Annotated in this window: 28 protein-coding genes; 11 read left to right on the top strand and 17 right to left on the bottom strand. The window is 72.8% G+C overall.

Going from position 1 to position 24,952, the window contains the following annotated elements; all coding sequences use genetic code 11:
• Positions 1 to 26: 26 nt before the first annotated feature.
• Positions 27 to 512, bottom strand: a complete 486-nt coding sequence (locus RH861_RS04580; RefSeq protein WP_310519958.1) for an ASCH domain-containing protein — start codon at positions 510 to 512, stop codon at positions 27 to 29.
• Between the two features lie 154 nt (positions 513 to 666).
• Between RH861_RS04580 and RH861_RS04585 the strand changes: the two genes are divergently transcribed.
• Together RH861_RS04585 and RH861_RS04590 are read left to right on the top strand one after the other, a co-directional pair.
• Positions 667 to 1,149 (top strand): SRPBCC family protein, encoded by a 483-nt coding sequence (locus tag RH861_RS04585; protein WP_310520284.1) that lies wholly within the window; start codon positions 667 to 669, stop codon positions 1,147 to 1,149.
• Positions 1,146 to 1,463 (top strand): ArsR/SmtB family transcription factor, encoded by a 318-nt coding sequence (locus tag RH861_RS04590; RefSeq protein WP_310519959.1) that lies wholly within the window; start codon positions 1,146 to 1,148, stop codon positions 1,461 to 1,463. The genes RH861_RS04585 and RH861_RS04590 overlap by 4 nt, the downstream gene beginning before the upstream one ends.
• 10 nt (positions 1,464 to 1,473) lie before the next feature.
• Here RH861_RS04590 and RH861_RS04595 read toward each other — a convergent pair whose 3' ends face one another.
• Both RH861_RS04595 and RH861_RS04600 read right to left on the bottom strand, forming a co-directional pair.
• On the bottom strand, positions 1,474 to 2,961 hold the full coding sequence (locus tag RH861_RS04595; protein ID WP_310519960.1) for a multicopper oxidase family protein: 1,488 nt from the start codon (positions 2,959 to 2,961) through the stop codon (positions 1,474 to 1,476).
• Complete coding sequence (locus RH861_RS04600) at positions 2,945 to 3,415, bottom strand: hypothetical protein (protein WP_310519961.1); 471 nt, start codon at positions 3,413 to 3,415, stop codon at positions 2,945 to 2,947. The genes RH861_RS04595 and RH861_RS04600 overlap by 17 nt, the downstream gene beginning before the upstream one ends.
• Before the next feature lie 193 nt (positions 3,416 to 3,608).
• Between RH861_RS04600 and RH861_RS04605 the strand changes: the two genes are divergently transcribed.
• Both RH861_RS04605 and RH861_RS04610 read left to right on the top strand, forming a co-directional pair.
• Positions 3,609 to 5,672 (top strand): sensor histidine kinase, encoded by a 2,064-nt coding sequence (locus RH861_RS04605; RefSeq protein WP_310519962.1) that lies wholly within the window; start codon positions 3,609 to 3,611, stop codon positions 5,670 to 5,672.
• Positions 5,665 to 6,342 carry a response regulator transcription factor gene (locus RH861_RS04610; RefSeq protein ID WP_310519963.1) on the top strand — a complete coding sequence of 226 codons (678 nt, stop codon included), beginning with the start codon at positions 5,665 to 5,667 and terminating at the stop codon, positions 6,340 to 6,342. Before RH861_RS04605 ends, RH861_RS04610 begins: the two co-directional genes overlap by 8 nt.
• A gap of 213 nt (positions 6,343 to 6,555) precedes the next feature.
• Here the strand turns inward: RH861_RS04610 and RH861_RS04615 are convergent, their stop codons facing one another.
• Genes RH861_RS04615 through RH861_RS04630 form a run of 4 tightly spaced genes read right to left on the bottom strand, consistent with a single transcriptional unit; the run spans position 6,556 to position 9,009 of the window.
• Positions 6,556 to 7,416, bottom strand: a complete 861-nt coding sequence (locus RH861_RS04615) for an SDR family oxidoreductase (RefSeq protein WP_310519964.1) — start codon at positions 7,414 to 7,416, stop codon at positions 6,556 to 6,558.
• Positions 7,417 to 7,423: 7 nt separating this feature from the next.
• Positions 7,424 to 7,864, bottom strand: a complete 441-nt coding sequence (locus tag RH861_RS04620; RefSeq protein WP_310519965.1) for a MarR family winged helix-turn-helix transcriptional regulator — start codon at positions 7,862 to 7,864, stop codon at positions 7,424 to 7,426.
• Positions 7,861 to 8,496, bottom strand: a complete 636-nt coding sequence (locus RH861_RS04625) for an NAD(P)-dependent oxidoreductase (protein WP_310519966.1) — start codon at positions 8,494 to 8,496, stop codon at positions 7,861 to 7,863. The genes RH861_RS04620 and RH861_RS04625 overlap by 4 nt, the downstream gene beginning before the upstream one ends.
• A 45-nt stretch (positions 8,497 to 8,541) precedes the next feature.
• Positions 8,542 to 9,009: a VOC family protein gene (locus RH861_RS04630; RefSeq protein ID WP_310519967.1), complete on the bottom strand. Its 468-nt coding sequence runs from the start codon at positions 9,007 to 9,009 to the stop codon at positions 8,542 to 8,544.
• A gap of 104 nt (positions 9,010 to 9,113) precedes the next feature.
• On the opposite strand from RH861_RS04630, the gene RH861_RS04635 reads away from it, so the two are divergent.
• The gene (locus RH861_RS04635) at positions 9,114 to 10,223 is read left to right on the top strand and encodes a hypothetical protein (RefSeq protein WP_310519968.1); all 1,110 of its coding nucleotides are present in this window, start codon (positions 9,114 to 9,116) and stop codon (positions 10,221 to 10,223) included.
• A 25-nt stretch (positions 10,224 to 10,248) separates the two neighbouring features.
• A complete protein-coding gene (locus RH861_RS04640; RefSeq protein WP_310519969.1) occupies positions 10,249 to 10,878 on the top strand; it encodes a GyrI-like domain-containing protein in 630 nt (209 codons plus the stop codon).
• Here the strand turns inward: RH861_RS04640 and ectB are convergent.
• The 3 genes from ectB to RH861_RS04655 form a co-directional block, all read right to left on the bottom strand.
• Entirely contained in the window at positions 10,875 to 12,161 is a 1,287-nt protein-coding gene (ectB, locus tag RH861_RS04645) for a diaminobutyrate--2-oxoglutarate transaminase (RefSeq protein ID WP_310519970.1), read from the bottom strand. The genes RH861_RS04640 and ectB overlap by 4 nt on opposite strands.
• A gap of 79 nt (positions 12,162 to 12,240) precedes the next feature.
• Positions 12,241 to 13,272 carry a hemolysin family protein gene (locus RH861_RS04650; protein WP_310519971.1) on the bottom strand — a complete coding sequence of 344 codons (1,032 nt, stop codon included), beginning with the start codon at positions 13,270 to 13,272 and terminating at the stop codon, positions 12,241 to 12,243.
• The gene (locus RH861_RS04655; protein ID WP_310519972.1) at positions 13,269 to 14,630 is read right to left on the bottom strand and encodes a hemolysin family protein; all 1,362 of its coding nucleotides are present in this window, start codon (positions 14,628 to 14,630) and stop codon (positions 13,269 to 13,271) included. The genes RH861_RS04650 and RH861_RS04655 overlap by 4 nt, the downstream gene beginning before the upstream one ends.
• 267 nt (positions 14,631 to 14,897) lie before the next feature.
• On the opposite strand from RH861_RS04655, the gene RH861_RS04660 reads away from it, so the two are divergent.
• Together RH861_RS04660 and RH861_RS04665 are read left to right on the top strand one after the other, a co-directional pair.
• Positions 14,898 to 15,485 (top strand): carboxymuconolactone decarboxylase family protein, encoded by a 588-nt coding sequence (locus tag RH861_RS04660; RefSeq protein ID WP_310519973.1) that lies wholly within the window; start codon positions 14,898 to 14,900, stop codon positions 15,483 to 15,485.
• A gap of 10 nt (positions 15,486 to 15,495) precedes the next feature.
• On the top strand, positions 15,496 to 16,371 hold the full coding sequence (locus RH861_RS04665) for an RNA polymerase sigma-70 factor (RefSeq protein WP_310519974.1): 876 nt from the start codon (positions 15,496 to 15,498) through the stop codon (positions 16,369 to 16,371).
• 47 nt (positions 16,372 to 16,418) lie between these two features.
• On the opposite strand, the gene RH861_RS04670 is transcribed toward RH861_RS04665, so the two are convergent.
• Entirely contained in the window at positions 16,419 to 17,117 is a 699-nt protein-coding gene (locus RH861_RS04670) for an alpha/beta hydrolase (RefSeq protein ID WP_310519975.1), read from the bottom strand.
• A 90-nt stretch (positions 17,118 to 17,207) separates the two neighbouring features.
• Complete coding sequence (locus tag RH861_RS04675) at positions 17,208 to 18,041, bottom strand: alpha/beta fold hydrolase (RefSeq protein ID WP_310519976.1); 834 nt, start codon at positions 18,039 to 18,041, stop codon at positions 17,208 to 17,210.
• Between the two features lie 110 nt (positions 18,042 to 18,151).
• On the opposite strand from RH861_RS04675, the gene RH861_RS04680 reads away from it, so the two are divergent.
• Together RH861_RS04680 and RH861_RS04685 are read left to right on the top strand one after the other, a co-directional pair.
• Positions 18,152 to 18,700 (top strand): CGNR zinc finger domain-containing protein, encoded by a 549-nt coding sequence (locus tag RH861_RS04680; protein ID WP_310519977.1) that lies wholly within the window; start codon positions 18,152 to 18,154, stop codon positions 18,698 to 18,700.
• Between the two features lie 50 nt (positions 18,701 to 18,750).
• Complete coding sequence (locus RH861_RS04685; RefSeq protein ID WP_310519978.1) at positions 18,751 to 19,248, top strand: recombinase family protein; 498 nt, start codon at positions 18,751 to 18,753, stop codon at positions 19,246 to 19,248.
• 6 nt (positions 19,249 to 19,254) lie between these two features.
• On the opposite strand, the gene RH861_RS04690 is transcribed toward RH861_RS04685, so the two are convergent.
• On the bottom strand, positions 19,255 to 20,205 hold the full coding sequence (locus RH861_RS04690) for a DUF1214 domain-containing protein (protein ID WP_310519979.1): 951 nt from the start codon (positions 20,203 to 20,205) through the stop codon (positions 19,255 to 19,257).
• Positions 20,206 to 20,347: 142 nt separating this feature from the next.
• Here RH861_RS04690 and RH861_RS04695 point away from each other — a divergent pair, with 142 nt between their 5' ends.
• Positions 20,348 to 21,415, top strand: a complete 1,068-nt coding sequence (locus tag RH861_RS04695; RefSeq protein ID WP_310519980.1) for a winged helix DNA-binding domain-containing protein — start codon at positions 20,348 to 20,350, stop codon at positions 21,413 to 21,415.
• Here RH861_RS04695 and RH861_RS04700 read toward each other — a convergent pair.
• The 4 genes from RH861_RS04700 to RH861_RS04715 all read right to left on the bottom strand — a co-directional run bounded on the left by RH861_RS04700 (position 21,412) and on the right by RH861_RS04715 (position 24,846).
• On the bottom strand, positions 21,412 to 22,368 hold the full coding sequence (locus RH861_RS04700; RefSeq protein WP_310519981.1) for a hypothetical protein: 957 nt from the start codon (positions 22,366 to 22,368) through the stop codon (positions 21,412 to 21,414). The genes RH861_RS04695 and RH861_RS04700 overlap by 4 nt on opposite strands.
• Before the next feature lie 68 nt (positions 22,369 to 22,436).
• Entirely contained in the window at positions 22,437 to 23,069 is a 633-nt protein-coding gene (locus tag RH861_RS04705) for an HD domain-containing protein (RefSeq protein WP_310519982.1), read from the bottom strand.
• Between the two features lie 45 nt (positions 23,070 to 23,114).
• On the bottom strand, positions 23,115 to 24,140 hold the full coding sequence (locus RH861_RS04710) for an NADPH:quinone reductase (protein ID WP_310519983.1): 1,026 nt from the start codon (positions 24,138 to 24,140) through the stop codon (positions 23,115 to 23,117).
• 142 nt (positions 24,141 to 24,282) lie between these two features.
• Positions 24,283 to 24,846 (bottom strand): HPP family protein, encoded by a 564-nt coding sequence (locus RH861_RS04715; protein ID WP_310519984.1) that lies wholly within the window; start codon positions 24,844 to 24,846, stop codon positions 24,283 to 24,285.
• Between the last annotated feature and the right edge of the window lie 106 nt (positions 24,847 to 24,952).

Raw genomic sequence — 24,952 nt, forward strand, 5'->3', positions numbered from 1 at the left:
CGTGGCGCGGCGCGCAGCCGCGCCCATCAGTCGGCGCGCCAGGCCACCTCGAACCGTTCGAGCACGATCTCGTGCTGCTCGGTCCACTCGAAGCCGAGGGTCGCCGTGACCCGCTGCCAGTAGCGGCGGTGGTTCTCGCGCCATGACGCGAGCGAGCGGTCGTCTTCGCCCTCGTCGTACGCGAACCGGTCGTCGACCTCGTCGAAGGCGGCAAGGCGCAGTTCGGTGCTGCGCAGGATGACGCGTGGCCGGCCGGTCGAGTCGCAGGCGATCCAGTGGCCGCCGATGCGGGGGAGCGGCTGCCCCTCGGCCGCGAACTCCGCGACGAGGGCTGCAGTCGCCCGCTTGGTGCCGTCGAGCACGAGGCCGAGCAGCTCGTCGGTGAGTTCGGGGTGATCGCCGAACACCTCGACGGACGGCGGCTCGGGGTCGGTCGCGCGGTCGGGGTGCGCACTCCGGTAGGCCTCCCAGAGGGCGTTCGCGGCGGCGTGGTCGACGGGTGCGTTCGGCATGCGCTCAGTCTGGCAGCGTGCTGCTGCCGCCTCAGCTAGTGCAACCAAGTAGTTGCGCTAAAGCCGTGGAAATGCAATCCTATGGTTGCAAGACGCGGATGCTGCGGCATCCCGTTCCACGTCAGCAGCCCGAGAAGGAGAGATCATCGTGACCATGACCGACAACCCGGCATCCGTCATCGACGAGGGCACGTACACCGTGCGCCGTACCATCCGCATCGCCGCGCCCATCGAGCGCGTGTGGCGCGCCGTCACCGAACCCGAGCACATGTCGCAGTGGTTCGGGCGAACCGTGCTCGACGGCTCCGGCGCGGGCGCGCAGGGCACCATGACGTTCCCCGACTACGGCGCCGTGCCGATCCGCGTCGAGGCGATGGATGCCCCGCACACCGTGACGTATCGCTGGGGCAACGATGATGCCCTCGGCCACCTGCCCGACACCGTCGACGACGAGACCTCGACCGTCTTCACGTTCACCCTCGAGACGGTGGCCGACGGCACGCGGCTCACCGTCGTCGAGACCGGCTTCGACCGCACGTCCGACCCGGCCGCGAACCTCGCGTCCCACGGCGATGGCTGGGTCTCCGAGCTCGACAAGCTCGTCGCCGTGCTCGAACGTGCCGAGGGCGGCGCGTGACCGCCGGAACGCTGGTTCCGGTGTTCGCCGCGCTCGGCGACGAGACCCGGTGGAGCATCCTGGCGGCACTCGGCGAGGGCGACGCCTCGGCGTCGGCCCTCGCCGGACGCCTGCCCGTGACGCGGCAGGCCATCATGAAGCACCTCGCCGTGCTGCAGGAGGTCGGCCTCGTCGAGTCCGAGCGGGTCGGCCGCGAGGTGCGCTACCGGGTGCTCGGCGCGCAGCTGAGCGACGCCGCCCGTCGCCTCGACGCCATCGGGGCCGAGTGGGACCGCCGCCTCGCCGCGATCAAGCGGATCGCCGAGGGGCTCTGAGCGCGAGCGCTCACTCGGGGCGGTTGCCCGCCTCACCGTCGATCGTGAACGGGGTCGTGACGCCCTCGTACATGACGTGGGCGACGAGTCCGTCGACCGCGTGCCGCAGCGTGTGGCAGTGGTCGCTCCAGATGCCCGGGTTGTCGGCGACGAATGCCACGTCGTACGCCTCGCCGGGGTGCACGTCGAGCGAGTCGACGATCCACGGGCTGCCGGATGCCGCGATTCCGTCCCGCGAGAGGACCACGACGTGGTGCCCGTGCAGGTGCATCGGGTGCACGTCGCCGGAGTCGTTGCGGACGTGCATGACGACCACGTCGCCCTCGCGCACGTGGAACATCGGCATGTCGGGGAACATGCGCCCGTTGACGGTCCAGAAGTTGCCGGGCCGGCCGTCGACGATGCCGAAGCGGCGGGCGATGACGTAGTCGAACTCGCGGTCCGGGTCGTCGGTGCCGAACGCGAGCGGCTCGGGGCTGCCGTACGCGAGCAGGTCGAGGGTCCGCGAGGGCTGCGCGGCGGGCGGGGGCGCGGATGCCGCGGGGCCGCCGACGATCACGCTGCGCCCGCCGGTGTGCAGGCGCACGGCGGAGCCGTCGTCGGGTGCCCGGACCGCGACATCCGCTCGACCGCCGGCGGGGATGAGCACGCGCTCGCCGTCGATGGGAGTCGGCTCGTGCACGTCGTGCCCGTCGGTCGCGACGACCCGGAACGGCATCGCCGACCACACGGCGGCGGTGCCCTGGTCGGTGTTGATCACGCGCACGCGCACCGTCGTGCCGGGTTCGGCGGCGACACGGGCGTCCTCGGCGCGGCCGTTCACCGTGTGCCGCCCGCCGTACACGTGCAGCAGCGCGGTGGCCTCGGCGTCGGCCGCGACCTCCGGGGGGTCGGCGGGTTCGATCACGATGGCGCCGAGCAGCCCGCGCTCGACCTGCACGTGCGACACCTGATGGGAGTGGTACCAGTACGTGCCGGCATCCGTCGCCTCGAAGCGGTACACGTGGCGCCCGCCCACGGGCACGGCGTCCTGCGTGATGCCCGCGACGCCGTCGGCCGCGTTCGGCACGTCGATGCCGTGCCAGTGCAGCGTCGCGCCGTCGACCACCGACTCGTTCACGAACGTCACCTCGACGAGGTCGCCCTGCCGGGCGCGCAACTCCGGCCCCGGCGACGTGCCGTTCACGGTGTAGCCGTCGACCGTGCGTCCGCCGGGAACGTCGATGCGCTCCTGCCGCGCCACGAACTCGACCCGCACGTCGGCCGGCCGATCCGGGTCGGCGGTCAGCGCGGTCACGTCGGTCGTGCCCGGGCCGCCGGCGACGGATGCCGCTCCGCCTGCCGCGTGCGCGCCGTGCCCCGCCTGCTCGGCGCCGAGGTCCATGACCGAGTACTCGCCGAGCAGCGTGGAACTCCACGCGAGCCCCGCCGCGCCGAGCCCGGTCGCGACCGCGACGCCGACGGCGACGCGGCGCAGCAGTTCACGCCGCGACCGCACGCGAGGTCGCCTCCTCCGTGGCGGACTCGCCGCGGCTGCGCCGCATCCGCAGGGCGGCGACGGACGCCGCCGCGACGACCGCGAGCGCGTTCGCGCCGTGCACGAGCCCGAGGTAGGGCAGGTCGGTGACCGAGAAGCCGAGGGTGACCTGCAGCGCGACGAGGCCGAGGACGATCGCCGCCCACATGGTGCTGCCGCGCTCGCGGACGAAGAACGACACGATGAGCAGCGCGACCGCGACGAGCGGGATCACGACGCCGCCGACGAGCCCGTGGACCAGGAACCCGGCCTCGCCGACGCCGGCCGCCTGGAAGCCCTCGAGCAGCGCCTTGTCGACCACGCCCCCCTCGGAGACGAGGTTCAGCATGCCGCTGAACGCGAACGCGATCGCGGCGGCCTGGACGACGACCGCGCCGGCGACGGTCCAGGCGAGCCCGGTGTACAGGGTGCGCATGATGCCTTCTCCTCCTGCGGCGCCTCGTCGCGGCATCCGCTCGACCCCACGTTCGCCCGGCGCCGCCCGCGCCGGAACGCAGCCCGCCGGATGCCGCATGGCGGAGCGCCGGACGCGTGATGGAGGCCAGCCGCCAAGGGGCGTCCCGGTTCGCCCCCTCCCGCGATCGCCGCGACAGGAGCACCATGGAACCGTGGACCGCAGGTGGGTGTGCCTCGCGACGTTCGGCCCCATCGGGGTCGCGTCCCTGGTCTACGTCGTCATCGTGCGGGGCTTCGTCGAGGCGGACGCCGACCACGGGCTCGCCTGGCCGCTGCTCGGTATCCTGCCGCTGTTCGTCTTCGGCATGTGGCTGCTCACGGTGTCGTCGTCGCGCATCGCGCTCCTCATCGCGCTCGGGGCGACCGCGATGCTCGTCGGCTCGGCCTACGAGACGGTCGTGCACCAGAACCTCGACCTGCTCGCGCAGCCGTGGTTCCCGCTGTTCAACCTCCTCGGCATCACCGCCGACGCGATCGCCACGTCGGCGCTGCTCATCGTGTTCGCGACCTTCCCCGACGGCACGCCCGAGCGGCGCTGGGAGCGGATCGCGGTCGTCTTCCTGTGGACGCCGGTGCTCGTCGGACCGCTCACCCTGCTGACCACGCCCCACGTCGTCATGTCGCCGTACATCGGCATCAGCGGCGAGACCATCCCCAACCCGTTCGCGGTGCCGTGGCTCGAGTGGGCCGCGGTGCCGGTGCAGTACCTGATCACCCAGTCGTGGCCGGCCGTCGCGCTGGGGCTCGCGGTACTGGTCTCCCGGGCGGCGTTCGGCGCGCCGGCGGTCCGCGCCCGGACCCGCGTGATGGCCCTGACGGTCGGCGCTGCCATGGTGGCGTTCGGCCTGTGGACCTTCCTGCCGGCACTGCCGGGCATCGAACTGCTCGTGTACGGGTCGATGCTCGCGATCGTCGTCGCGGCGATCCACGGGATCCTCCGCTACGGCGCGTTCGACATCGACCCGGGCGATCGCAGCTCCAGCGTCGAGGTGTCGTCCAACCTGCTCATCACGGTCGTGTACGCGGTCGGCGTCGCCACGCCGGCACTGCTGCTCGCACCGCCGCTCCGGGTGGTCCCCGCGATCCTCCTCACGACGCTCGTCGCGGTCGTGCTGCTGCCCGTCCGGGCCTGGATGCTGCGGCGCCTGCACCGCGCGCTCTTCGGCGACCGCGACCGCCAGTTCGGCATGCTGAGCGAGCTCGGCTCGCGCCTCGAGCAGGCGGGCGAGCCGCGCGAGCTGCTCACCCGGCTCGCCGAGGCGGTGCGGGCCGGGCTCGACGCGACGTGGGTCCGCATCCGGCTGGCGGCGACGGATGGCGCGCTCGTCGACGCTCCCGCGGGCGTCGCCGCGATCGCCGGCGAGACCGCCGGCAGCGAGCCGGTCGAGTCGGTCGACCTGGTGCACGCCGACGAGACCCTCGGCCGGATCGAACTCGGACGCCGACGCCGCGGCGAGTACTCCGCCGAGGAGCGGACGATGCTCCGCACCGTGGCGGGCCAGGCTGCGGCATCCGTCGCCAACCTGCGCCTCACCGCCCGGCTCGCCGCGCGGCTCGACGAACTCACCGCCTCGCGCGAACGGCTCGTCGCCGCGCAGGACGACGAGCGGCGCCGCCTCGAGCGCGACCTGCACGACGGCATCCAGCAGGACGTCGTCGCGCAGATCGCCGGGCTTCGCCTCGCCCGGAACCGCCTGGAGCGCGGCGAGCTCACCGCCGACGTGCTGGCGGAGCTGCAGGACCAGGCCCGGGAGACGCTCACCGACCTGCGCGAGCTCGCCCGCGGCATCCACCCGCCGGTGCTGAGCGACAACGGGCTGGTCGCGGCGGTCGAATCGGGTGTGGCCCGGTACCCGATCCCGTTGACGGTCGACGCGGATGCCGCGGTGCGTGCCGAGCGCTACCCCGACGACGTCGAGACGACCGCGTACTACGTCGTGCGCGAGGCGCTCGCGAACACCGCGAAGCACGCCCACGCGTCGCGCGCCACGGTGGGGCTCGTGCGCGACGACGGGCACCTGCGCATCTCGATCAGCGACGACGGATGCGGCATCGGCGACGTGTCGCCCGCGTCGGCGACGAGCGGGGGACTCGCGAACATCCGCGACCGGGTGGCGGCGCTCCGCGGCACGGTGCAGGTGTCGCCCGGGTCGCCGACGGGGACCACCGTGGTCGTCGACCTGCCACTCGGCACGGCGGGAGCGTCGGGTGGCTGACGGGAGCGCGCTGCGCGTCGTCATCGCCGAGGACAACTACCTCGTGCGGGAGGGGCTCCGTCGGCTGCTGGAGGATTCGGGGGAGGTCGAGGTCCTCGCCTCGGTGGGCAACGCGACCGAACTGCTCGACGCCGTGCGACGGTTCGGTCCCGACGCGGTGCTCACCGACATCCGGATGCCGCCGGGCCACCACATGGAGGGGATCGAGGCCGCGCACGCCGTCCGTGCGACGGCGGCCTCGACCGGGGTCGTCGTGCTCTCGCAGCACGCCGACGAGAGCTACGCGCTCGCGCTGTTCGCCGACGGGTCGGCCGGCCTCGGCTACCTGCTGAAGGACCGGATCGGCGACCTCGAGGACCTCGTGCACGCGTTGCGCGAGGTGCGCGCGGGCGGATCGGTCATCGATCCGCAGATCGTCGACACGCTCGTGCGCCGGCGGAGCGCGAACGCCGCGAGTCCGCTCGCCGCGTTGTCGCCGCGCGAGCTCGAGGTGCTGCGCGAGATGGCGGCGGGCAAGACGAACGCGGGCATCGAGCAGGCGCTGTTCCTGTCGTCGTCGACCGTCGAGAAGCACGTCAACGCGATCTTCACCAAGCTGCGGCTGCCGGAGTCGGGCGTGCACCGCCGGGTGGCCGCGGTGCTGGCGTTCCTGAGGAGCGCCGAGGGGTAGTCGGCGGCCGGTGGAAACGGCCGCTGTCCGGCCGTTTCCGGGTTCCCGTCGGGCCCCGTGGGGTGTCGGTGGGTGCTGCTTGGATCGAGGTATGAGCAGCTCGATCGGCACCATCCTCGACGCGGCGACGGGCGACATCGGCGACGACTTCGACGATGCCGATGGCCTCCTCCGCGAGGGCCGTGGCGTGCCGGCTCACGTCGGCCGGGGCGCTCAGCGCTCCCAGGCGGCGCGCTCCCGCGCCGCGAACTCGGCGAACGTCGTCGCCGGCCGGCCGGTCAACCGGCGCACCGCGCGGTTGGGCAGGGCCGAGACGTTCCAGCGGACGACGCGGTGGATCATGCGCTGCACGGCGAGGTAGTCCTCGGGCGCCCCGTACGCGGCGAGACGCGCGAGGTACTCCCGCTCGCTCGGGCGCGCGTAACGGATCTCCCGGCCGAGCACGTCGGAGAGGATCCGGGCCACCCGGCGGTACGTGAGGCTCTGCTCGCCCGACAGGGTGTACGCCGCCCGGAGGTGGCCCGGCACGGTGAACACCGCCGCCGCGACCCGGCCGATGTCGCGCGCATCGATGAAGGCCGTGCGCGATCGGCCGGCCGGTACGAAGATCTCGTCGTGGTCGCGGATGTCGTCCCGATACGTCGTCGCGAGGTTCTGCATGAAGAAGTTCGGCCGCAGGAAGGTGAACGGCGCATCGACCTCGCGCAGGTACCGCTCGACGTGGTGCGGGGTCGAGCGGTTCGCCTGCACGCCCTGCAGCGAGAGGAACACGATCTGGCGGATGCCGCGGCGCATCGCCGCGTCGATCAGCGGGAACAGGTACCGCTCCACGTCGGCGATGGGCGGCGGGCGCATCAGGAAGAGCCGGTCGCATCCGTCGAGCACCGCATCGAGCCGGTGCGCGGGCATGCCGAAGTCGAAGTGGCGGTGACGGATGCCGCGTGGCAACTGCGCCGCATCCGCCTCGGTTCGCACGCCCGCCACGACCGGCTCGCCGCGCTCGAGCAGGTGGTCGACCACGGCCGACCCGACGATCCCGGTGGCGCCCGTGACGAAGACGGCGTCGCTCCTCATCGCGCGCTCACGGTCGCCGGCCGACCCGGTCGAGGAGCGAGGCGAGCGTCTCGAGCTCGGCATCGTCGAGGGCGTCGAACGTCGGCAGGGCGTGCGCGACGAGCTCCTGCTCGAAGGCGTCGACCTGCTTCGCGGCCTCCGGGCTGAGGCGGATGACGCGGGACCGGGCGTCGTCGGGGTGCGGCGCCGATTCGACCAGGCCCTCCGCGCGGAGGCCGTCGACGAGCTGCGTGACCGCGCCGGGGGTCAGGGTGAGCGCCGCGGCGAGGGCGCTCGGGGTGACCGGTGCAGGGCCGTGGGCGAGGTGGAACAGGGCCTCGAGCTGCGAGCCGGTGAGCACCCGACCGTGGAAGGGCGTGCGCCGTCCGCTGCGGAGCGAACGACCGAGGGCGACCGTCCGCTCGATGACGCGGGCGACGTGCTCGCGGCGCGAGGAGCCGTCGCTCATGCGCTGACGAACGGCAGTTCGTGCACGTAGGTGCGGTCCTCGACCTGGCTCAGGATGAAGTCGGCCAGGTCGTCGCGGCTAATCTGCATGCCCGTGCCGACGCCGACCCAGCCGACCCGGTACGTGCCCGTGCCGGGCGTCTCGAGCAGTCGCGGGCCGCGGACGATGGTCCAGTCGAGGCCGCTGCCGCGGAGCACCTGGAGGTGGGCCTCGGCGTCGGCGAGGACGTCGCCGGCGAGGGTCTTGAGCAGCAGGCGCATGACCCGGTCGGCCGCCTTGGGGCGATCGTGCTGCTCGGCACGCAGGCCGCCGCCCGAGAGGGACACGATGCGGCTGACGCCGTGGCGCTGCATGGCCGCGACGATGTGGCGGGTGCCGTCGGCCTGCAGCGACGCGGGCGACCCCTTCACGTGGCCGAACAGGCTGAGCACGGCGTCCGACCCGGCGACGGTCTCGTCGACCGCGGCGGCGTCGAGCACATCGCCGCGGATGACGGTGAGCCGCTCGTGCTGCACCGCCAGGCGGGCGGGGTCGCGCACGAGGGCGCGGACGTCGAAGCCCTCGGCGAGGGCTCGGTCGAGGACGCGGCGACCGGTCTTCCCGGTCGCGCCGAAGAGAGCGAGGGTGGTCATGCAGACAGTTTAGCCGCTAAAGCAACTGCCTGCGGCATCCGCTCATCAGGCCTGCTCGAGTTCGGCGATGACGACCTTCTTCTGCTGCATCATCACCTGGATCTGCTCGGGCCGCCGGGTGAGCTCGTTCATGTTCGCGGGCAGGATCTGCCAGCTGACGCCGAACTGGTCCTTGCACCACCCGCACTGCTCGGCGTCGGGCACGTGCGAGAGGCGCGACCAGTAATGGTCGATCTCGGCCTGGTCGGCGCACGAGACGATGAACGAGATCGACTCGTTGAACGTGAAGAGCGGACCGCCGTCGAGGCAGGTGAACTCGACGCCGTTCAGGACGAACCGCCCGTTCACCACCTTGCCCGCCATGCCCCGGAAGTGCTCGTCGAGCGATTCGGCGGGATACTCGACGACTTCGACGATGCGCGAGTTCGGGAAGACGTCGACGTAGTAGTCCATCGCCGCGCGCGCCTGGTCCTCGAACCACAGGCACGGTTGGATCGGTGCGAGCTCGGCCATCGGGAACCCCCTCGTTCGGAACGGTGCTCGGGGCCACGGTACGCCTCCCGCGTCCCATCCGCGCGGGTCTTCGGGAACGCGCCGTGCGTGGCTAGAGTCGAGCCGTGGGGGCGAAGCTCGGGTGGCTCGCGTCCGCGGCCGCGCTGGCCGCGGCCCTCTCGGGATGCGCCGGCGAGCCGCAGGCCGGGCAGACGCCCACGGCGGGCGCGAGTCCGTCGCCGTCGGCGGATGCCTCGGGGCCGCTGTCCTGCGACGACCTCGTCTCCGGTGAACTCGTGGCCGCCGCCCTCGCCGGCGCGGACGGCGACCCGGTCGACCCGGTTCCCGCGGCGAACGGCACCGACGCGTTCACCGGCGTGCTGCTCGAGGGAGTGGGCGGGTTCGCCTGCTCCTGGCGCGTCGGTTCCGGCATGCCCGAGTACCAGGCGCCGAGCGACTGGGCCTACCTGCGATTCGACGTGCTTCCGGATGCCGCGGGCGACTGGATCCCGCTGCAGCTCGGCGATACGCCGTCACCCGACACCCGGGAGGTGGCGGGCGTCGCGGCCTCCGTCGCAGCAGGTGATGCGGGCTGGTTCCTGTCGGCGCCGGTGGGGGAGGACTGGGCGGTCGCGTCCATCACCGCCGCCGGCCTCGCCGGCACCGGCAGCCGGTTCGACGGCATCGATGCCGAGCGGATGCTCGACCGCCTCGCCGACGTCGCCGAGGCGGCGTTCGCGACGCTGGGCGCTGCGACGCCCGACCAGCTCGAGCGGCCCACGGTCGAGCTGCGTGCAACGGATGCCGCGTGCACCGGCGCGCTCGACCGCGACGGCATCGTCGATGCGGCGCAGCTGCGGACCGGCACGACCGTCGAGTACCTGGTGACGGATGCCGCCGCGGAGCCGCCCCGCGACTTCGCGGCCGCCGTGCACGCCGCCGCGCGCACCTTCGACTGCGAACTGCGGGTCGACGGCGGAACGGTGGTGACCGTGACCGCCGCGCCCGAGTTCGGGCCGCTCATGGACGCCTTCCGCGCCCCCGACGCCGACGTCGCGTTCGACGTGCTCCCGCTCGACGGGGCGCCGGCCGGCGTCGAGGCCTCCGCCGTGGTCGAACGGCCCGCGGAGGACCCGGCGGCGGTCGCCGTCGTCGCCGTGGGCGATGCGCTGTACCACGTGCGCGGCCAGCGCGTGGAGGGGGTCGTCCGCGCGATCGTCACCCAGTCGGGATGACCGCGGCCCGGAGTACGCTCGCCGCATGGCGGGTGCAGGGGACAAGTACGACCTCAAGCGCGAGCACGCCGAACTGTACGCGCCATCCGCTCGCGACTTCTCGTTCGTCGACGTGCCGCCGCTGCGGTTCCTCGCCGTCGACGGGCACGGCGACCCCAACTCGGCGGCCGCCTACCGGGAGGCGGTCGAAGCGCTCTTCGGCGTCGCGTACGCCACGAAGTTCGCGAGCAAGCGCCGCCTCGCGCGCGACTTCGTGGTCGCGCCGCTCGAGGGACTCTGGTGGGCCGAGGACCCGACCGCGTTCACCGCGCGCGACAAGGCCGCGTGGAGCTGGACGATGCTCATCGCCCAACCCGACTGGATCGACGACGACGCGGTCGCCGCCGCGATCGAGGTCGCGCGCGCGAAGACGCCGAACCCCGCGCTGGACCGGCTCCGGCTCGAGCGCCGCCACGAGGGCCGGTCCGTGCAGATCCTGCACGTCGGCTCGTACGACGAGGAGGCGCCGACCCTCGCGCGGCTCCACGACGAGTGGATGCCGCAGCACGGGCTCACCTTCAACGGTGCGCACCACGAGATCTACCTGAGCGACGCCCGCCGCACGGCGCCCGACAAGCTCCGCACCGTGCTGCGCCAGCCGGTGAAGCCGGCCTAGGCGGCGCGCACCGCCGCGAGGCTCTCCCGCACGATGGCCAGCCCGCGACGCAGCTCGTCCTCGGTGATCGTGAGCGCGGGCAGGAACTTCAGCACCTCGTCGTGCGCACCCGACGTCTCGATGACGAGTCCACGCTCGAACGCCGCCTTCGACACGCGGCCCGCGAGGGTGCGGTCGGCGTCGCAGGCGATGCCCATCATGAGGCCGCGCCCGCGGACGACGAAGTCGAGGTCGGGGTGCTCGTCGGCGATCCGCTCCAGCTCGGTGCGCAGCAGCTCGCCCTTGGCGGTGACCGCCTCGGCGAAGGCGGCATCCGCCCAGTACGTCTCGAGCGCGACCCGGGCCGACACGAATGCGAGGTTGTTGCCGCGGAACGTGCCCGTGTGCTGGCCGGGCTTCCACACGTCGACGCCCGGACGGAGGAGCACGAGCGACATCGGCAGTCCGGAACCGGAGATCGACTTCGAGACCGTGACGATGTCGGGCACGATGCCGGCGTGCTCGAACGCGAAGAAGCGGCCGGTGCGGCCGACGCCCGCCTGGATCTCGTCGAGGATCAGCAGGATGCCGCGGGCCTCGGTGATCGCGCGGAGCCGCTGGAGCCATTCCACGCGGGCCACGTTGATGCCGCCCTCGCCCTGCACGGCCTCGACGATGACCGCCGCCGGGAGGTCGAGACCCGAGCCCGGGTCGTCGAGCTGCTTCTCGAGCAGGTCGAGCGTGTCGACGTCGGCACCGAGGTAGCCGTCGTACGGCATGCGCGCGACGTCGTCGAGGCCGACGCCCGCCGCCGAACGGTAGTGGCTGTTGCCGGTGACCGCGAGCGCACCCATGCTCAGCCCGTGGAAGGCGTTCGTGAACGCGACCACCGTCGACCGGCCCGTCGCCTGGCGGGCGACCTTCAGCGCCGCCTCGACGGAGTTCGCGCCGGTCGGACCGGTGAACTGCAGCTTGTGGTCGAGGCCCCGCGGCTCGAGGATGAACCGCTCGAACGCCTCGATGAACGCCCGCTTGGCCGAGGTGGCCATGTCGAGGCCGTGGATGATGCCGTCGCGCTCGAGGTACTCGATGAGTGCCCGCGTGAACGCCGGGTTGTTGTGCCCGTAGTTCAGCACGCCCGCGCCCGCGAAGAAGTCGAGGTACTCGCGGCCGTCGGCGTCGACGAGGGTCGAGCCCGTCGCGCGGTCGAACACGGTCGGGAACGCACGCACGTATCCGCGCACCTCCGACTCGCGGCGGTCGAAGACGTCCAGGTCGGTGGCGCTGGTCGTGACGCTGCTCATGGCAGGCGGTCTCCTCTCGAGGAAGGGGGCGGTGCATCGACCCTACGGCCTCAGTCCGGGAGTGCGGTGTGGGAGGGGGTCAGCGGGGGCGCAACTCCGCCTCAGCCGTCACTACGGGAAGCAGCCGCGAAACGACATCCGTCAGCGTGACGATGCCGAGCAGCGTGCCCGCGCGCTCCACGACCGCGAGTTGGACCCGCTGCTCGCGCAGCTCGCGGAGGAGCTCGTACACCGGGGTCGCCGCGTCGACCCGGTACGCCGGCCTCGCGAACGTGTCGACCCGCGTGCCATTGGCCGCCTGCAGCGTGTCGCGGACGTGGACGAACCGCGTCACGCGACCGTCGGGGTCGCGGACGAGGATGCGCAGATGCCCCGAGGCCAGCGCGGCCGCGCGGACGTCGGCGACCGTGGCGTCCGCCCCGACCGCGGCGGGCTCGGCGTCCGGGTTCGCGATCTCCCCGACGGTGAGCTCCTGCAATCCGATGACCTCGGTGATCTGCGTGCGCAGCTCGGGCTCGAGGACGCCCGCCTGGGTCGAATGCTCGACGAGCTGTCGGATGGTGTCGGCATCCCGACCGCCCACGGCGGCGCGATCGACCGGCTCGACGCCAGAGCGGGCGACGAGGCGGTTGGCGATGCGATTGACCCAGACGAGGAACGGGCGGAAGACCCAGATGAAGCCCCGCGACGGCAGGGCGATCGCCTTCGCGGCGAGCTCCGGATGGGCGATGGCCCACGACTTGGGCGCCATCTCGCCGATCACGAGGTGGAGGAAGGTCACGAACAGGAGCGACAGCGCGAACGCTGCGCTGCCGGCCAGCCAGTCGGGCACGCCCCACGAGGCGAACACCGGGCCGAGCCATCCGTCGACTGCGGGTTTCGTGACCGCGCCGAGCGCGAACGTGCATGCCGTGATGCCGAGCTGCGCGCCGGCGAGCATGATGGTCAGCTCGTTCATGCCGCGCAGCGCCGCCCGCGCGGATCGGCTGCCCGAGGCCTCCTGTTCGAGGCAGTGGCGGCGTGCCCCCATGAGCGAGAACTCGATGACGACGAAGAACGCGCTGAGCGCGATGAGCGCGATCGTGATCGCGACGACGGCCCCGGCGCTCATCGCTCGCCCTCCTCTTCGACGACCCTCGCCTTGATGACGGAGGGCACGTGACGGTCGACCTCCGCGACCTCGATGAGGAGGTGGCGGCGCCCGGGCTCGTCCTCCGCGAGCTCGGCACCGGTCGTCGGCAGGTCGACGCGCACGGTCTCGCCGACATCGGGAAGGCTGCCTTCCTGCGCGATGATGAGGCCCGCCATCGTCTCGTAGTCGCCGCGCGGCAGGTCGCGGTCGATGATGCGCTCGACCTCGTCGAGGTGCAGGTCGCCATCCATCACCCAGGCGCCGTCGGCGTCGAGTTCCGCGCCGACCCCGGCGGGGGTGTCGTGCTCGTCGTCGATCTCGCCGATGAGCTCCTCGGCGAGGTCCTCGATGGTCACGATGCCGCTGAAGCCGCCGTACTCGTCGATGACGCAGGCCAGTTCGTTTCGCGTTCCGGTGAGCGCGGCGAGTGCGTCGGGCAGCGGCATTAGCGTGGGCACCACGAGCGGTTCGCGCATGACGGCGGTGACCGGGCGCATGTCGTCGCGCTCGGCGGCGAGCACGTCGGCGAGATGCACGACGCCCACCGGCTCCTCGCGTTCGCCCAGCACGGGGTAGCGCGTGTGCCCGCTCACCATGCGCGTGCGGATCTGCGCGATCGTCGTCTCCGGTCCGGCCACGTCGACTCGCACGCGTGGGATCATGGCGTGCTCGACGTCGCGGTCGGGGAAGTCGAGGACGCGGTCGAGGAGGATCGACAACTCCGCGGGCAGGTCGCCGCTCGCGCGCGAATCGTCGATGATGTGCTCGAGGTCGGCCGCGGTCGCGCTGATGTCGATGTCGTGGACGGGCTCGACCCGGATCAGCCGGAGCACCGCGTTCGAGGCGCGGTCGAACAGGGCGATGAGCCATCCGAACACCGCGAGGTAGGCCTGCGTGGATCGCGCGAGCGCGCGAGCGAGGGGTTCCGGATTCGCGATCGCCAGGTTCTTCGGGTAGAGCTCGCCGAAGATCATCTGCACCACGGTGGCGAGCGCGAGGGCGAACACCGTGCCCACGGCGATGCCCGCGGCGGTCGGAACGCCGACCCCGCCGAGCAGCACGCCCAGCGACTCGCCGATGAACGGCTCGGCGACGTACCCGACGAGCAGGCCGGTGACCGTGATGCCGAGCTGCGCCCCCGACAGCATGAACGACGTGCGCTTCGTCACCGCGAGGGCACGCGCGGCCTGAGCGTCGCCGGCCTCGGCCCGAGCGCGGAGCCGGGCTCGATCGACGGACATGTACGCGAACTCCTGGGCGACGAAGTAGCCGTTCGCCGCGATGATCGCAGCGGTGAGCAGGAGTCCCAGCAGCAGGAGCAGCAGCGCGGTGATCATCGCGTCACCGCCGGAGACCCGTGCTCGGATCTATGGCTGGGATCGTCGGCCGGGGGTGTGTCAGCGGTCGCGGGTCCGCACGTCGCGGCGGGACCCTCGGTGGTGGTGGGCACGGTGTGCTCGTCGCCTCCAATACGGTGTGCGGTCCAGCGTAGGAGCGGACGCTTGAAGGCGCCTGTACGGACCGAGCGGTGATCGTCCGAGGGATGTCACGACGGGTGCGCGGCCGGTGTCTCCATGTCACGACGAACGAACGTAGGAGGAGACATGACCACCACGAGGATTCCCGCGACCGAGGTCACCGGGCCGTACGGCGCGTTGGTGAAGATGGCGATGCGGCGCATGGTCGGCGACGTGCCCGACTCGATCGGAGTGCTCTGGCACAACCCGCGGGTGTTCACCGACCTGATGGGCATCGGCCGGAAGTCGGAGCGCTGGGACGCGCTCGACGAGCACCTCGCCGTGTTCGCCCGCATGGCCGCGGCGGCCGAGGTCGGCTGCAGCTTCTGCCTCGACTTCAACTACTTCATGGCGCACCACCGCGGCCTCGACGAGGAGAAGGTGCGCCAGGTGCCCGGATGGCGGGAGGTGTCCGTCTTCAGCCCGCTCGAGCGGCGCGTGATGGAGTACGCCGAGGCGATGTGCCAGAGCCCGCCGGCCGTGACCGACGAGCTGTCCGACGCCCTGCTCGCCGACCTCGGTCCGGCGGCGCTGCTCGAGCTCGCGGCAAAGGTCGCGCTCATGAACGCGACGGCGCGCATGAACCTCGCGCTCGGCATCCGCTCGGACCACTACGCCGACGCGTGCGGCCTGCCGCCGCTCGCGGAGCGCCCGGTCGTGGCGGGGGCGGCGTAGGGTGACGCGCATGAGCGCCGACCCGTTCGTCACGCACCGGAACCTGCTGTTCACGGTCGCGTACGAGCTGCTCGGGTCGGCCGCCGACGCGGAGGACGTGCTGCAGGAGTCGTGGCTGCGCTGGTCGCGCGTCGATCGCGCCGAGGTGCGCGACGCGCGCGCCTACCTCGTGCGCATCGTCACCCGCCAGGCGCTGAACCACCTGCGCGCGCTCTCGCGCCGCCGCGAGGACTACGTCGGGGAGTGGCTGCCCGAACCGGTGCTGACGAGCCCGGATGTCGCCGACGACGTCGAGCTCGCCGAGTCGCTGTCGATGGCGACCCTCACGGTGCTCGAGACCCTCGGCCCCGCCGAGCGGGCGGTGTTCGTGCTGCGCGAGGTGTTCGACGTGCCGTACGACGAGATCGCGGATGCCGTCGACAAGACGCCCGCGGCGGTGCGCCAGATCGCGCACCGGGCCAAGCAGCACGTCGCCGCCCGCCGGCCCCGCGTCGAGGTGGAGCGGGCGGAGCAGGAGCGCGTGCTCGAACGGTTCCTCGACGCGTTCAACACGGGCGACCTGCAGGGACTCATGGACGTGCTCGCACCCGACGTGGTGTCGGTCGCCGACAGCGGCGGCAAGGTGCGCGGCGCGGCGCGGCGGCCGATCGTCGGCGCGGAGAAGCTCGTCGCCTACCTCGCGGGCTCCATCCGCAAGTACGCGGTGGCGTACCGGGCGGTGCCCGCGTGGGTGAACGGCGGACCGGGCGCGCTCGTCGAGGTCGACGGGCAGCTCGTCGGGGCGCTCAGCGTCACCATCGAGGGCGGGCTCGTGACCCGCATCTACTCGGTCGCGAACCCCGACAAGCTGGCGCGGCTGGACGCCGAGGCGGCGCTCGCGCGCTGACGGATGCCGCGCCGCCGCCGCCGGCGACGGTGGGCTGCGTCATCCGCTCATGGTCGCCGCGGCGGCAATCCGCCGCTGCCCGCCGCCTCGATGAAGACCTCGAGGGCGTCGGCGACCTCCGCGGGGCGCTGCAGGTGGCCGAGGTGCGCGAGCTCCATGGTCTGCGTGGCCCAGCCGAGCGATTCGGCCAGCAGCCGCTCGTCGGCATAGGCGTCGCCGAAGGCGAGGTACGCCGCCCGGAGCCCGTCCGTCCATCCGGCCAGCACGTCCACGGCCGCGCCGAGGTACGACGCCGGCACGCGCGGCGTCGCCGCGTGCACCCGTTCGAACGTCGCCTCGTCCGGGAACAGGGCGCGGACGGTCTCCGGCGGCCACCACTCGGTCCAGCGGGAGAGGGCGTCGTCGACGACGAGCGGGCGGAGCAGCCCGCCGAGGTCCGGGCGTACGGCGGGCACGACCCCGCCGGTCGGAGCGGGGAGGACGGCATCCATGAACACGATCGAGGTCGGCGCGCCGTCCGCCACGAGCGCCGGCACGTAGGTGCCCGCGTTCGAGTGCGCGACGCCGATGACGTCGCCGCGCTCGCCGATGGCGGCGCGGTGGGCGGACAGGACGTCTTCGGCCGTGGCCGCCGGGCCGGGGTCGGTGATGCGCACCGCGTGTCCACGATTCTCGAGCACCTCGGCGAGCGGGTCGAACGCCGCGGCCGGGAGGAAGACGCTCCCGAGGAGCACGAGGTCCGGCATCCCGCGATGGTAGCGAAGGCGCGCGGATGCGACGAGGGGCCCGGGTCGCCCCGGGCCCCTCGTTCGGAACCGTGATGTGCCGAAGCGCGCCTACTTCTGCACGAAGGCGAGCAGGGCGCGGGTGACCTCGTCGGCGTGGGTCCAGAGCAGGCCGTGCGGCGCGCCCTCGATCTCGACGTACTCGGCCGACGGCAGGCGCTTCGCGAACTCGCGTGCGGTGGCGTCGATCGGCAGGATGCGGTCGGCGGTGCCGTGGAGGATCAGCGACGGCACGTCGACCTTCTCGATGTCGCCGCGGAAGTCGGTGAGCCACGACTGGACGACGGCCGACGAGGCGAACGAGCCGGCGGATGCCGCGGTGTTCCAGCTCGCGCGGACCGCGGCCTCGCCGATGCGGGTGCCGAGGTTCTCGTCGAGGTTGTAGAAGTCCTGGAAGAACTGGTCGAACCAGGCGTAGCGGTCCGACTTCGCGGACTGCTCGATGCCGGCGAACACGTCGGCGGGCACGCCCGTGGGGTTGTCGTCGGTCTGCAGCAGGAACGGCTCGAGCGAGGCGAGGAACGCGGCCTTGGCGACGCGGGCGCTGCCGTAGGTGCCGAGGTAGCGGCCGACCTCGCCGGTGCCCATCGAGAAGCCGACGAGGATCACGTCGTTCAGGTCGAGGGTGTCGAGCACGACCTTCAGGTCGGCGGCGAAGGTGTCGTAGTCGTAGCCGACGGTGGGCTTCGACGAGCGGCCGAAGCCGCGGCGGTCGTACGTGATGACGCGGTGGCCCGCGTCGAGCAGTGCGGCGGACTGCTTCTCCCACGACTCGCCGCTCAGCGGGTAGCCGTGGATGAGCAGCACGGGCTGCCCCGCGCCGTGGTCCTCGTAGTAGAGGTCGATGTTCGCCGAGTTCTCGGTTCCGACGGTGATGTACGGCATGCGTGCTCCTTCATCGAGGTGCCTAACCGGATGAAATGTTCGTGATGGTTAGGGCGTTGTCGACTGTAGCGCAACCAACCGCGAAAGTATTCCAAGGGGGTTAGAATCCGATGACGATCCAGCAACACGGGGGTGACCAGATGACGACGGATGCCGCGCGCGCCCTCGCCGAGCACTCGCTGCTGCTCGACCTCGTCAACTCGCGCCTCCGCTACCCCGACCGGGTCGACGACGAGCTGGGCGACGACGCCGCGGCATCCGCCTGGCTCATCGCGCACGGCGGCACGGGCGACCCCGCCGAGATCGCCGACGCGCGTGCGGTGCGCCCGCTGCTCGTCGACGTGCTGCGCGGCGAGCGCCCCGTCGACGAGCTCGCGCCGTGGGTCGGCGCCGTGACCCGCCGCCCCGCCCTCGGTCCCGGCGGCCTCGAATGGCACGACGACCTCGACCCCGGCCGCCGCATCGGCGCACGAGCGATGCTCGAGTGGGCGAGCCTGCAGGGCCCCGAGGGGTCGCGCATCCGCCCGTGCGCGGCATCCGACTGCCAGCACTTCTTCATCGACACGAGCCGCGCGAACACGCGCCAGTGGCACTCGATGGAGACCTGCGGCAACCGCGCGAAGGCCCGTCGGCACTACGCGCGCACCCGGGGCGCGTGAGGTGCGCCGGCGCGTCGGCGAGAATGGAACCCGACACGAAGGGGTTCGACATGGCTGACCACACGAGCGGTTCGACGACGGATGCCGCGGCGACACCCGCCGCGACCGGCGCCGCGCGGCTCGCGCACGAGCCCGGCCACCACGCGATCGGCTGCCCCGAGTGCTTCGAGGAGCTGCAGCGCAACCGCGACTGGTGGAAGGCCCGCCCCGAGGGGTCGCGGCTCGTCGGGCTCGTCGTTCCGCGCGACGACATGCCGCCCATCCTCGAGCAGCGCACCGACCTGACCCGGTTCGGCGTGCAGATCCTCGACTTCCGCTACCCGACGCCCGACGCGCCCGAGTCGTGGGAGCAGCGGCTCGCGCGCCTCTTCGAGACGCTCCGCGCGGGCGACGTGCTCGTCGTCGTCAACGAGCGCGCCCTCGGGCGCACACCCGACGAGGTGGCCCGCACCATCCGCACGCTGCGACGGCACGACCTCGTGGTGAAGGTGCTGAGCCATGGCGCGCCCCACCTCGAGGACGCCCGGGGCGAGGCCGCGGTCGGCTGAGCCGCGTCAGCGCAGCACGGTCTCCAGCCCCCGCGCGTCGAGCCGCGCGAGGTACTGCCGGGTCTCGTCGACGTCGCGCGGCCGGTACACGCGCATCGCGTAGCGGAACCGCTCGCGCGGGCCGGTGCGGATGACGTTGCCCGTGGCCACGCACGTGTCGTCGCCGAAGTAGACGCTGACGGTCCCGTCGCCGTTGCGCATCATCTCGGTCCCGTCGATCGCGGTGTGGTCGCCGCCGGCGCGACCGCGTTGGTCGTACTTGACGACCGAGTAGAACCCGCGCTCGGGATCGACCGGCGGCACGTCGAACGTCCAGATGTCGCATCCGCTGCTCGTGGCCACGCCCTCGTGGTACTGGCCGTGCTCGGGCGGCAGCCCGCCCCAGCCGAGGCGCGTGCCGAGCAGGTGCTGCTCGGCATCCGTCGTCGCGGGCGTGCCGAACGCCCGGCTGAGGTCGGGCGCGGCGCCGGCCCGGCGCGCGAGCTTCGTGCCCACGGTGCGGCGGCTCGCGTCGTCGTAGTCGACGGGGCGGTACGCGTTCGCGGTGAGCGCCTCGACGCGCCGCAGGTCCTGCAGGCGGTGGGCGCGGTCGCGCCCACCGGCCAGCGAGGTGCGGCCGAGCACGTAGACGTGCGTGCCGCTCGACAGGTCGGCTCGCGTGAGGGTCAGCCGCTCGCCCGGGTAGACGACGCCGACGACGTAGTGCTGCTCGTCGATGACCTGGTCGACCTGGAACTCGTCGGACGGCTCGAGCGCGAACGTGGCCGCCTCGCTCACGTCGACGACCGCGTGGGAGTAGAGCACGTCGACGTTGGGACGGACGGCGCCCGGGTGGGCCTCGTGGACCGGCACCCGGTCGTGGTGGAACGCGTTGACGGGCGCGCGCCCGAGCTGGGCTCGGAATCTGTGCGCGGTCTCGGCCTGCACGAAGTTCCTGGACGTGACCTTGTTCGACATCGGCGTCTTCCCCCTCGGTCCGCCGCCGGTCGCGGCCACCGGAACCAGTGTTCCAACCGGCGGCCGTCGCCGGAACCCCCTCGACGCGGGCTCGCGGACCGGGCGGTGTCCGGCGCCGGGCCTGATCGCTATGGTGACGAGGGTGGTGACCAGCGATCGCGACCTCGCCCGATGGCGGCTGCATTCGCAGCTGCTCGCCGCCCCGGTCGACGGCGCCCGGCAGGTGGTGTCGCGGCTGCTGGGCGTGCAGGCCGAGAACCCGTCGCAGTCGGCGTGGGCGGTCGCCACGCGTACGACGAACCCGCGGCAGGAGGACCTCGCCGACGAGCTCGCCGCCGGACGCGTGCTGCGCACGCACGTGCTGCGGCCGACCTGGCACTACGTCGACGCGGATGACGCGGCCTGGCTGCTCGACCTCACCGCCCCGCGAGTCCTGCCGGTGGTCGATGCGCAATTGCGAGCGCACGGCGAGCGGATGACGCAGCTCACCGACGCGGTCACGTCGATCCTCGCCGGCACGCCCGACCGCACCCGCGGTGACCTCGCCGCGGAACTCGCCGCGCGCGGATTCGAGCTCGTCGGCATGGAGTTGATGCTGCTCCTCGCCGGCCTCGAGCTGCGGGCCCTGATCTGCAGCGGCGCCCCGCGCGACGGCGAGCACACGTACGCGCTGTTCGCCGACCGCGTGCCGAACCCCCGGCGGCTGGATCGCGACGAGGCGCTCGCCGAGCTGGCGGTGCGCTACTTCACCTCCCATGGTCCGGCCACCGAGCGCGACCTCGCGTACTGGGCCACGCTGACCCTCACCGACGTGCGGCGCGGGATCGCGGAGGCGAGCGACCGGCTCGAGTCCTTCGAGCACGACGACCGCACGTACCGGCACGTCGGCGGAGCGGTGCCGACGACGGCGGAGCCGGCGGGGCACCTGCTGCAACTGCTCGACGAGATGTACCGCGGGTACCAGGACTCGCGCCTCGTGATCGACGCCGACCGGCTCCTCAGCCGCGGGCGGGAGACGGCCATCGGCATGGCGCTCGTCGACGGGCAGTTCGTGGCGGACATGCGGCGCACGGTCGGCGCGAAGTCCGTCACGTTCACGCTGCGCCCGCTCCGGCCCCTGCGGTCGTCGGAGCGCGCGGCGCTCGACGCGGCGGCGGGCCGCTACGGCGCCTACCTCGGGTTGGAGCCGCGCGTGGTCGTCGAGGGTTAGCGCCCCTCCGCGGCGTCGGCGTCGGCGCCGGCCCAGCGCAGCACCCGGAGCGCGCGCAGCGTCGTCCACCGGCTCGGGTCGCCCTTGGCCTCCTCGAGCACCCAGCCGCGCAGGGCGGGGCGTTGCGGACCGGCGGGCCATCGTCCGTCCGGCGCTCGCCGTGACCGGAGCAGGTCGAGGGCGGGGTCGAGCCGAGGGTCGGCCGGCACGCCGTTGCCGCGGAAGTGCTCGAGCGCGCGGAGGACGTCGTAGTACCAGTAGGTGGGGAACGCGAAGTCGGTGTATCGCTCGTTCGCGACTTCGCCGGTCGACTTGCGCAGGTGGAGGTGCCGGTCGAGCAGGTACTCCTCGCCGGTGCGGATGACGTCGGCGAGTGCGGCATCCGTCGACCCGGTGGCGCGCTGGTACGCGCGCAGGCCCTCGAGCACGCACAGGGTGCTGTCGAACGACGAGCGCGTAGTGGGCCGGGGTTCGGCGCAGTTCCATCCGCCGTCGCCGCGCCGCTGCGAGATCAGGCGTTCGACCATGTGGTCGGCGCCCTCGCCGAGCACGCCGAAGTAGGCGCCGAACGTCAGGACGCCGCCGTTCACGCACTCCTCGACCTCGCCGTCGAAGAAGGGCCGGCCCCCGACGTCGTCGGGCCAGCGCACGCCGTCGCGCACCCTCGCGATCGCCTCGACGACGGCGGATGCCTCGGGGTCGATGCCGAACCGGGTGAGCACCTGCAGGGTCCACATCACCGAGTCGCGTTCGAGGCGTTCGCCGTAGACCGCGCCACCCCAGTACCCGTCGGCGGCCTGCAGCGCGAGCAGGTCGGCGCCCCAGCCCTCGGTCGCGACGCGCGCGCGGTCGGCGGCAACCGCGTCGGCCGGTTCGTCGGGCAGGTCGCGTCGCACCTGCCAGGTGATCGCCGGGTCGGCGTCGAGCAGCCAGTCGATGACTCCGTCGTCCATTCGAGCATCGTGCCCGAGGCCACCGACATGGCGGCGGAGCCGCGGCATCCGTCGCTCAGTGCTGCGCTTCAGCGGCTGTCGAGGTGGCGCGCCACGCGGCGCCACGGCACGGAGGCGTCGGGCCGCGCCGCCGCACCGCGCGCCTCGCCGTCGCACCGGACCACGACGCCCCAGTCGTCGAGCGAGGTGCCCGCCGCCTCGAGGCGGTCGCGCAACCGGCGGACGGCGCGGCGCGACGGTTCGCCGCGCACCGATACGTGCGCCATGTGGGTCTCTGCGATCGCCGCGACCGCCCGCACGAGCGAGCCCGGCAGCTCGAGTCGCTCGCCCAGCGACCGGATCAGCTCGGCGCCGCGCTCGGCGTGGCCGTGGGAGATGATGCGCCCGTCACGCGTCTGCGTGCTGTCGGGCTTGCCGAGGTCGTGCAGCATCGTGGCCAGCACGAGGAGCGCTCGCCGGTCGGCGTCGAGTCCGCGGTCGTCGGCGTCGATCGCGGCGAGGTCGGCCGCCCAGAGCGAATGCACGAGCACGTCGCCTTCGGGGTGCCAGACGGGGTCCTGCGGCGTGGTCGCGAGTGCCGCGAGCTCGGGGACGGCGTCGATGATCCCGGCGGCGCGGAGCGCCTCGGATGGCGTCGGCGCGTGCCGGGCGATGTCGAGCAGGGCGGCGCCGAAGGTTGCGTCGGAGCGAGGTTGCGTCACGGTGTCGTCGTCGCGTCGAGTTCCACCCAGGCGATCAGGATGGGATCAGTCCGCCACATCGATGAGCACCTTGCCGACCGTGCCCGCCTCGACCGCGTCGTGTGCCTCTGCCGCGCGCTCGAACGGGAAGCGCGTGATCGGCAGCCCCGCCTCCTCGCCGACGGGCAACGCCCCGTCCGCGACGGCGGCGGAGACATCCTCGGCCGCCGCCGCAAGCGCCGCATCGCCGACCGTGTACAGGAGCAGGAACTGGTACCGCACGTTCAGCGCGAAGTGATGCCGCACGTCGAGCGACATCTCCCCGCCGCCATCCGTCGCGTACACCGCGACCGAGCCGTGGTTCGCGAGCACCTGCGCGTTCAACGCCGCATTGCGGGCGGGGGAGACCTCGACCACCTGGTCGACCCCGTCGGGGGCGATGGCGCGGATGGCGCGCGCCGCGTCATCCGTTCGGTAGTTCACGACATGGTGAGCACCCGCCGCGGTCGCGAGCGCCGCCTTCTCGGGGGAGCTCACCGTCGTGATCACGCGGGCGCCCGCCCACCGTGCGAGCTGGATGGCAGCGTGCCCCACTGCGCCCGCCCCACCCGCGACGAGCACCGTGCGCCCCTCGAGCGCGCCCGGCGCGAGCCGCGACGGCCCACCCTCGTGCACGGTCAGCGCCCGGTGCGCCGTCATCGCCGGAACCCCCAGCGACGCGCCCAGGTCGAAGCCCGCGGCATCCGGCAGGTGCACCAGGCGACTCGCGGGCAGCACCGTGAACTCCTGCGCCGTGCCCGTCGGACGCTGGTGCGCCGCGAGGAACACCCACACCCGGTCGCCCTCCGCGAAGCCCGTCACCCCGTCGCCGACCGCATCGACGACGCCCGCGCCGTCCTGATTGGGCACGACCTCGTCGAACGGCGTCGACCGGCCGGGCGACGCGCCCCCGCGCGCCTTCCAGTCGGTCGGGTTCACGCCCGAGACGACGACGCGCACGCGCACCTCGCCGGCGGCGGGCTGCGGCAGGTCGCGCTCGACGAGCCGAAGTACGGACGACGGGCCGGTCTCGGAATAGGCGATCGCTCTCATGCGTGGTGAAACGTGCGACGCGCGGGGATCCTTCCGAGCGCGGGCAGCGGACGCCCCGGCGCGCCCGCGGCGCAGCGCGCGCTCGCCGCCTGCGAGTGCACGCCATGTGCACCGCTGTCCGCCCCCAGCGGTGCGGATGGCATCATTTCGCGTTCTCGGTGCGAGGTGCGGGGTGGGTGCGCAGCAGCACGTTCATGCCCCAGGCCGCCGCGATCGTGAACGCGAGGGCCGCCGCCATCGAGAGGATGCCGACCGGGTCGGCGATCACGCCGAGACTGATGATGAGCGTCGTCGCACCCGCCGGCAGGTGCGGCAGTCTCAGCGCACCGAGTGCGAACGCCGTGATCGCGACCGAGCACGCCGCCGCGAGCAGGTACCCGACGGTGAGGCCTTGATCGGGTGCTGAGGGCTGACCGTACATGCCGAACGCGAGCAGGCACAGCACGCCGGCGCCGATCGCGACGGCGTGACCGACGATCGCGTTGATCGGGCGCGACGACGAATCCCTGGGCGACGCGAAGATGAGCATCACCGTCGGACCGAGGCTCGGGAACAGCCACGGGCTGCGCAGGGCGAGGCCGATGGCCCCGGCCGCGGCGATCGCGACGAGGCTCAGGACGCCGACGTAGGCGCCGGTGCCCAGGGGTCCGGCTCGTTCGGCCACTCGGTCGAGCACGGGTCGGCTCTCCGGCGAGTTCGCAGTCATGGCTGGACGGTACGCGCCTGCCGGACCGCGGAACACTGGGTTGCGTCGACGATCGGCACGTGATCGCGATCTCGGACGACGACATCGACTGGGTGGTCCGCGGCCC

Source organism: Agromyces indicus (assembly GCF_031432295.1).
Taxonomy (GTDB): Bacteria; Actinomycetota; Actinomycetes; order Actinomycetales; family Microbacteriaceae; genus Agromyces; species Agromyces indicus.

What these genes read in the sequence shown, in the direction of transcription:
- RH861_RS04580 (WP_310519958.1), bottom strand. Translation starts at nt 512, where the DNA reads ATGCCGAACGCACCCGTCGACCACGCCGCCGCGAACGCCCTCTGGGAG.
- RH861_RS04585 (WP_310520284.1), top strand. Translation starts at nt 667, where the DNA reads ATGACCGACAACCCGGCATCCGTCATCGACGAGGGCACGTACACCGTG.
- RH861_RS04600 (WP_310519961.1), bottom strand. Translation starts at nt 3,415, where the DNA reads ATGCGCACCCTGTACACCGGGCTCGCCTGGACCGTCGCCGGCGCGGTC.
- RH861_RS04615 (WP_310519964.1), bottom strand. Translation starts at nt 7,416, where the DNA reads ATGAGGAGCGACGCCGTCTTCGTCACGGGCGCCACCGGGATCGTCGGG.
- RH861_RS04620 (WP_310519965.1), bottom strand. Translation starts at nt 7,864, where the DNA reads ATGAGCGACGGCTCCTCGCGCCGCGAGCACGTCGCCCGCGTCATCGAG.
- RH861_RS04625 (WP_310519966.1), bottom strand. Translation starts at nt 8,496, where the DNA reads ATGACCACCCTCGCTCTCTTCGGCGCGACCGGGAAGACCGGTCGCCGC.
- RH861_RS04630 (WP_310519967.1), bottom strand. Translation starts at nt 9,009, where the DNA reads ATGGCCGAGCTCGCACCGATCCAACCGTGCCTGTGGTTCGAGGACCAG.
- RH861_RS04640 (WP_310519969.1), top strand. Translation starts at nt 10,249, where the DNA reads ATGGCGGGTGCAGGGGACAAGTACGACCTCAAGCGCGAGCACGCCGAA.
- ectB (WP_310519970.1), bottom strand. Translation starts at nt 12,161, where the DNA reads ATGAGCAGCGTCACGACCAGCGCCACCGACCTGGACGTCTTCGACCGC.
- RH861_RS04650 (WP_310519971.1), bottom strand. Translation starts at nt 13,272, where the DNA reads ATGAGCGCCGGGGCCGTCGTCGCGATCACGATCGCGCTCATCGCGCTC.
- RH861_RS04655 (WP_310519972.1), bottom strand. Translation starts at nt 14,630, where the DNA reads ATGATCACCGCGCTGCTGCTCCTGCTGCTGGGACTCCTGCTCACCGCT.
- RH861_RS04660 (WP_310519973.1), top strand. Translation starts at nt 14,898, where the DNA reads ATGACCACCACGAGGATTCCCGCGACCGAGGTCACCGGGCCGTACGGC.
- RH861_RS04665 (WP_310519974.1), top strand. Translation starts at nt 15,496, where the DNA reads ATGAGCGCCGACCCGTTCGTCACGCACCGGAACCTGCTGTTCACGGTC.
- RH861_RS04670 (WP_310519975.1), bottom strand. Translation starts at nt 17,117, where the DNA reads ATGCCGGACCTCGTGCTCCTCGGGAGCGTCTTCCTCCCGGCCGCGGCG.
- RH861_RS04675 (WP_310519976.1), bottom strand. Translation starts at nt 18,041, where the DNA reads ATGCCGTACATCACCGTCGGAACCGAGAACTCGGCGAACATCGACCTC.
- RH861_RS04680 (WP_310519977.1), top strand. Translation starts at nt 18,152, where the DNA reads ATGACGATCCAGCAACACGGGGGTGACCAGATGACGACGGATGCCGCG.
- RH861_RS04685 (WP_310519978.1), top strand. Translation starts at nt 18,751, where the DNA reads ATGGCTGACCACACGAGCGGTTCGACGACGGATGCCGCGGCGACACCC.
- RH861_RS04690 (WP_310519979.1), bottom strand. Translation starts at nt 20,205, where the DNA reads ATGTCGAACAAGGTCACGTCCAGGAACTTCGTGCAGGCCGAGACCGCG.
- RH861_RS04700 (WP_310519981.1), bottom strand. Translation starts at nt 22,368, where the DNA reads ATGGACGACGGAGTCATCGACTGGCTGCTCGACGCCGACCCGGCGATC.
- RH861_RS04710 (WP_310519983.1), bottom strand. Translation starts at nt 24,140, where the DNA reads ATGAGAGCGATCGCCTATTCCGAGACCGGCCCGTCGTCCGTACTTCGG.
- RH861_RS04715 (WP_310519984.1), bottom strand. Translation starts at nt 24,846, where the DNA reads ATGACTGCGAACTCGCCGGAGAGCCGACCCGTGCTCGACCGAGTGGCC.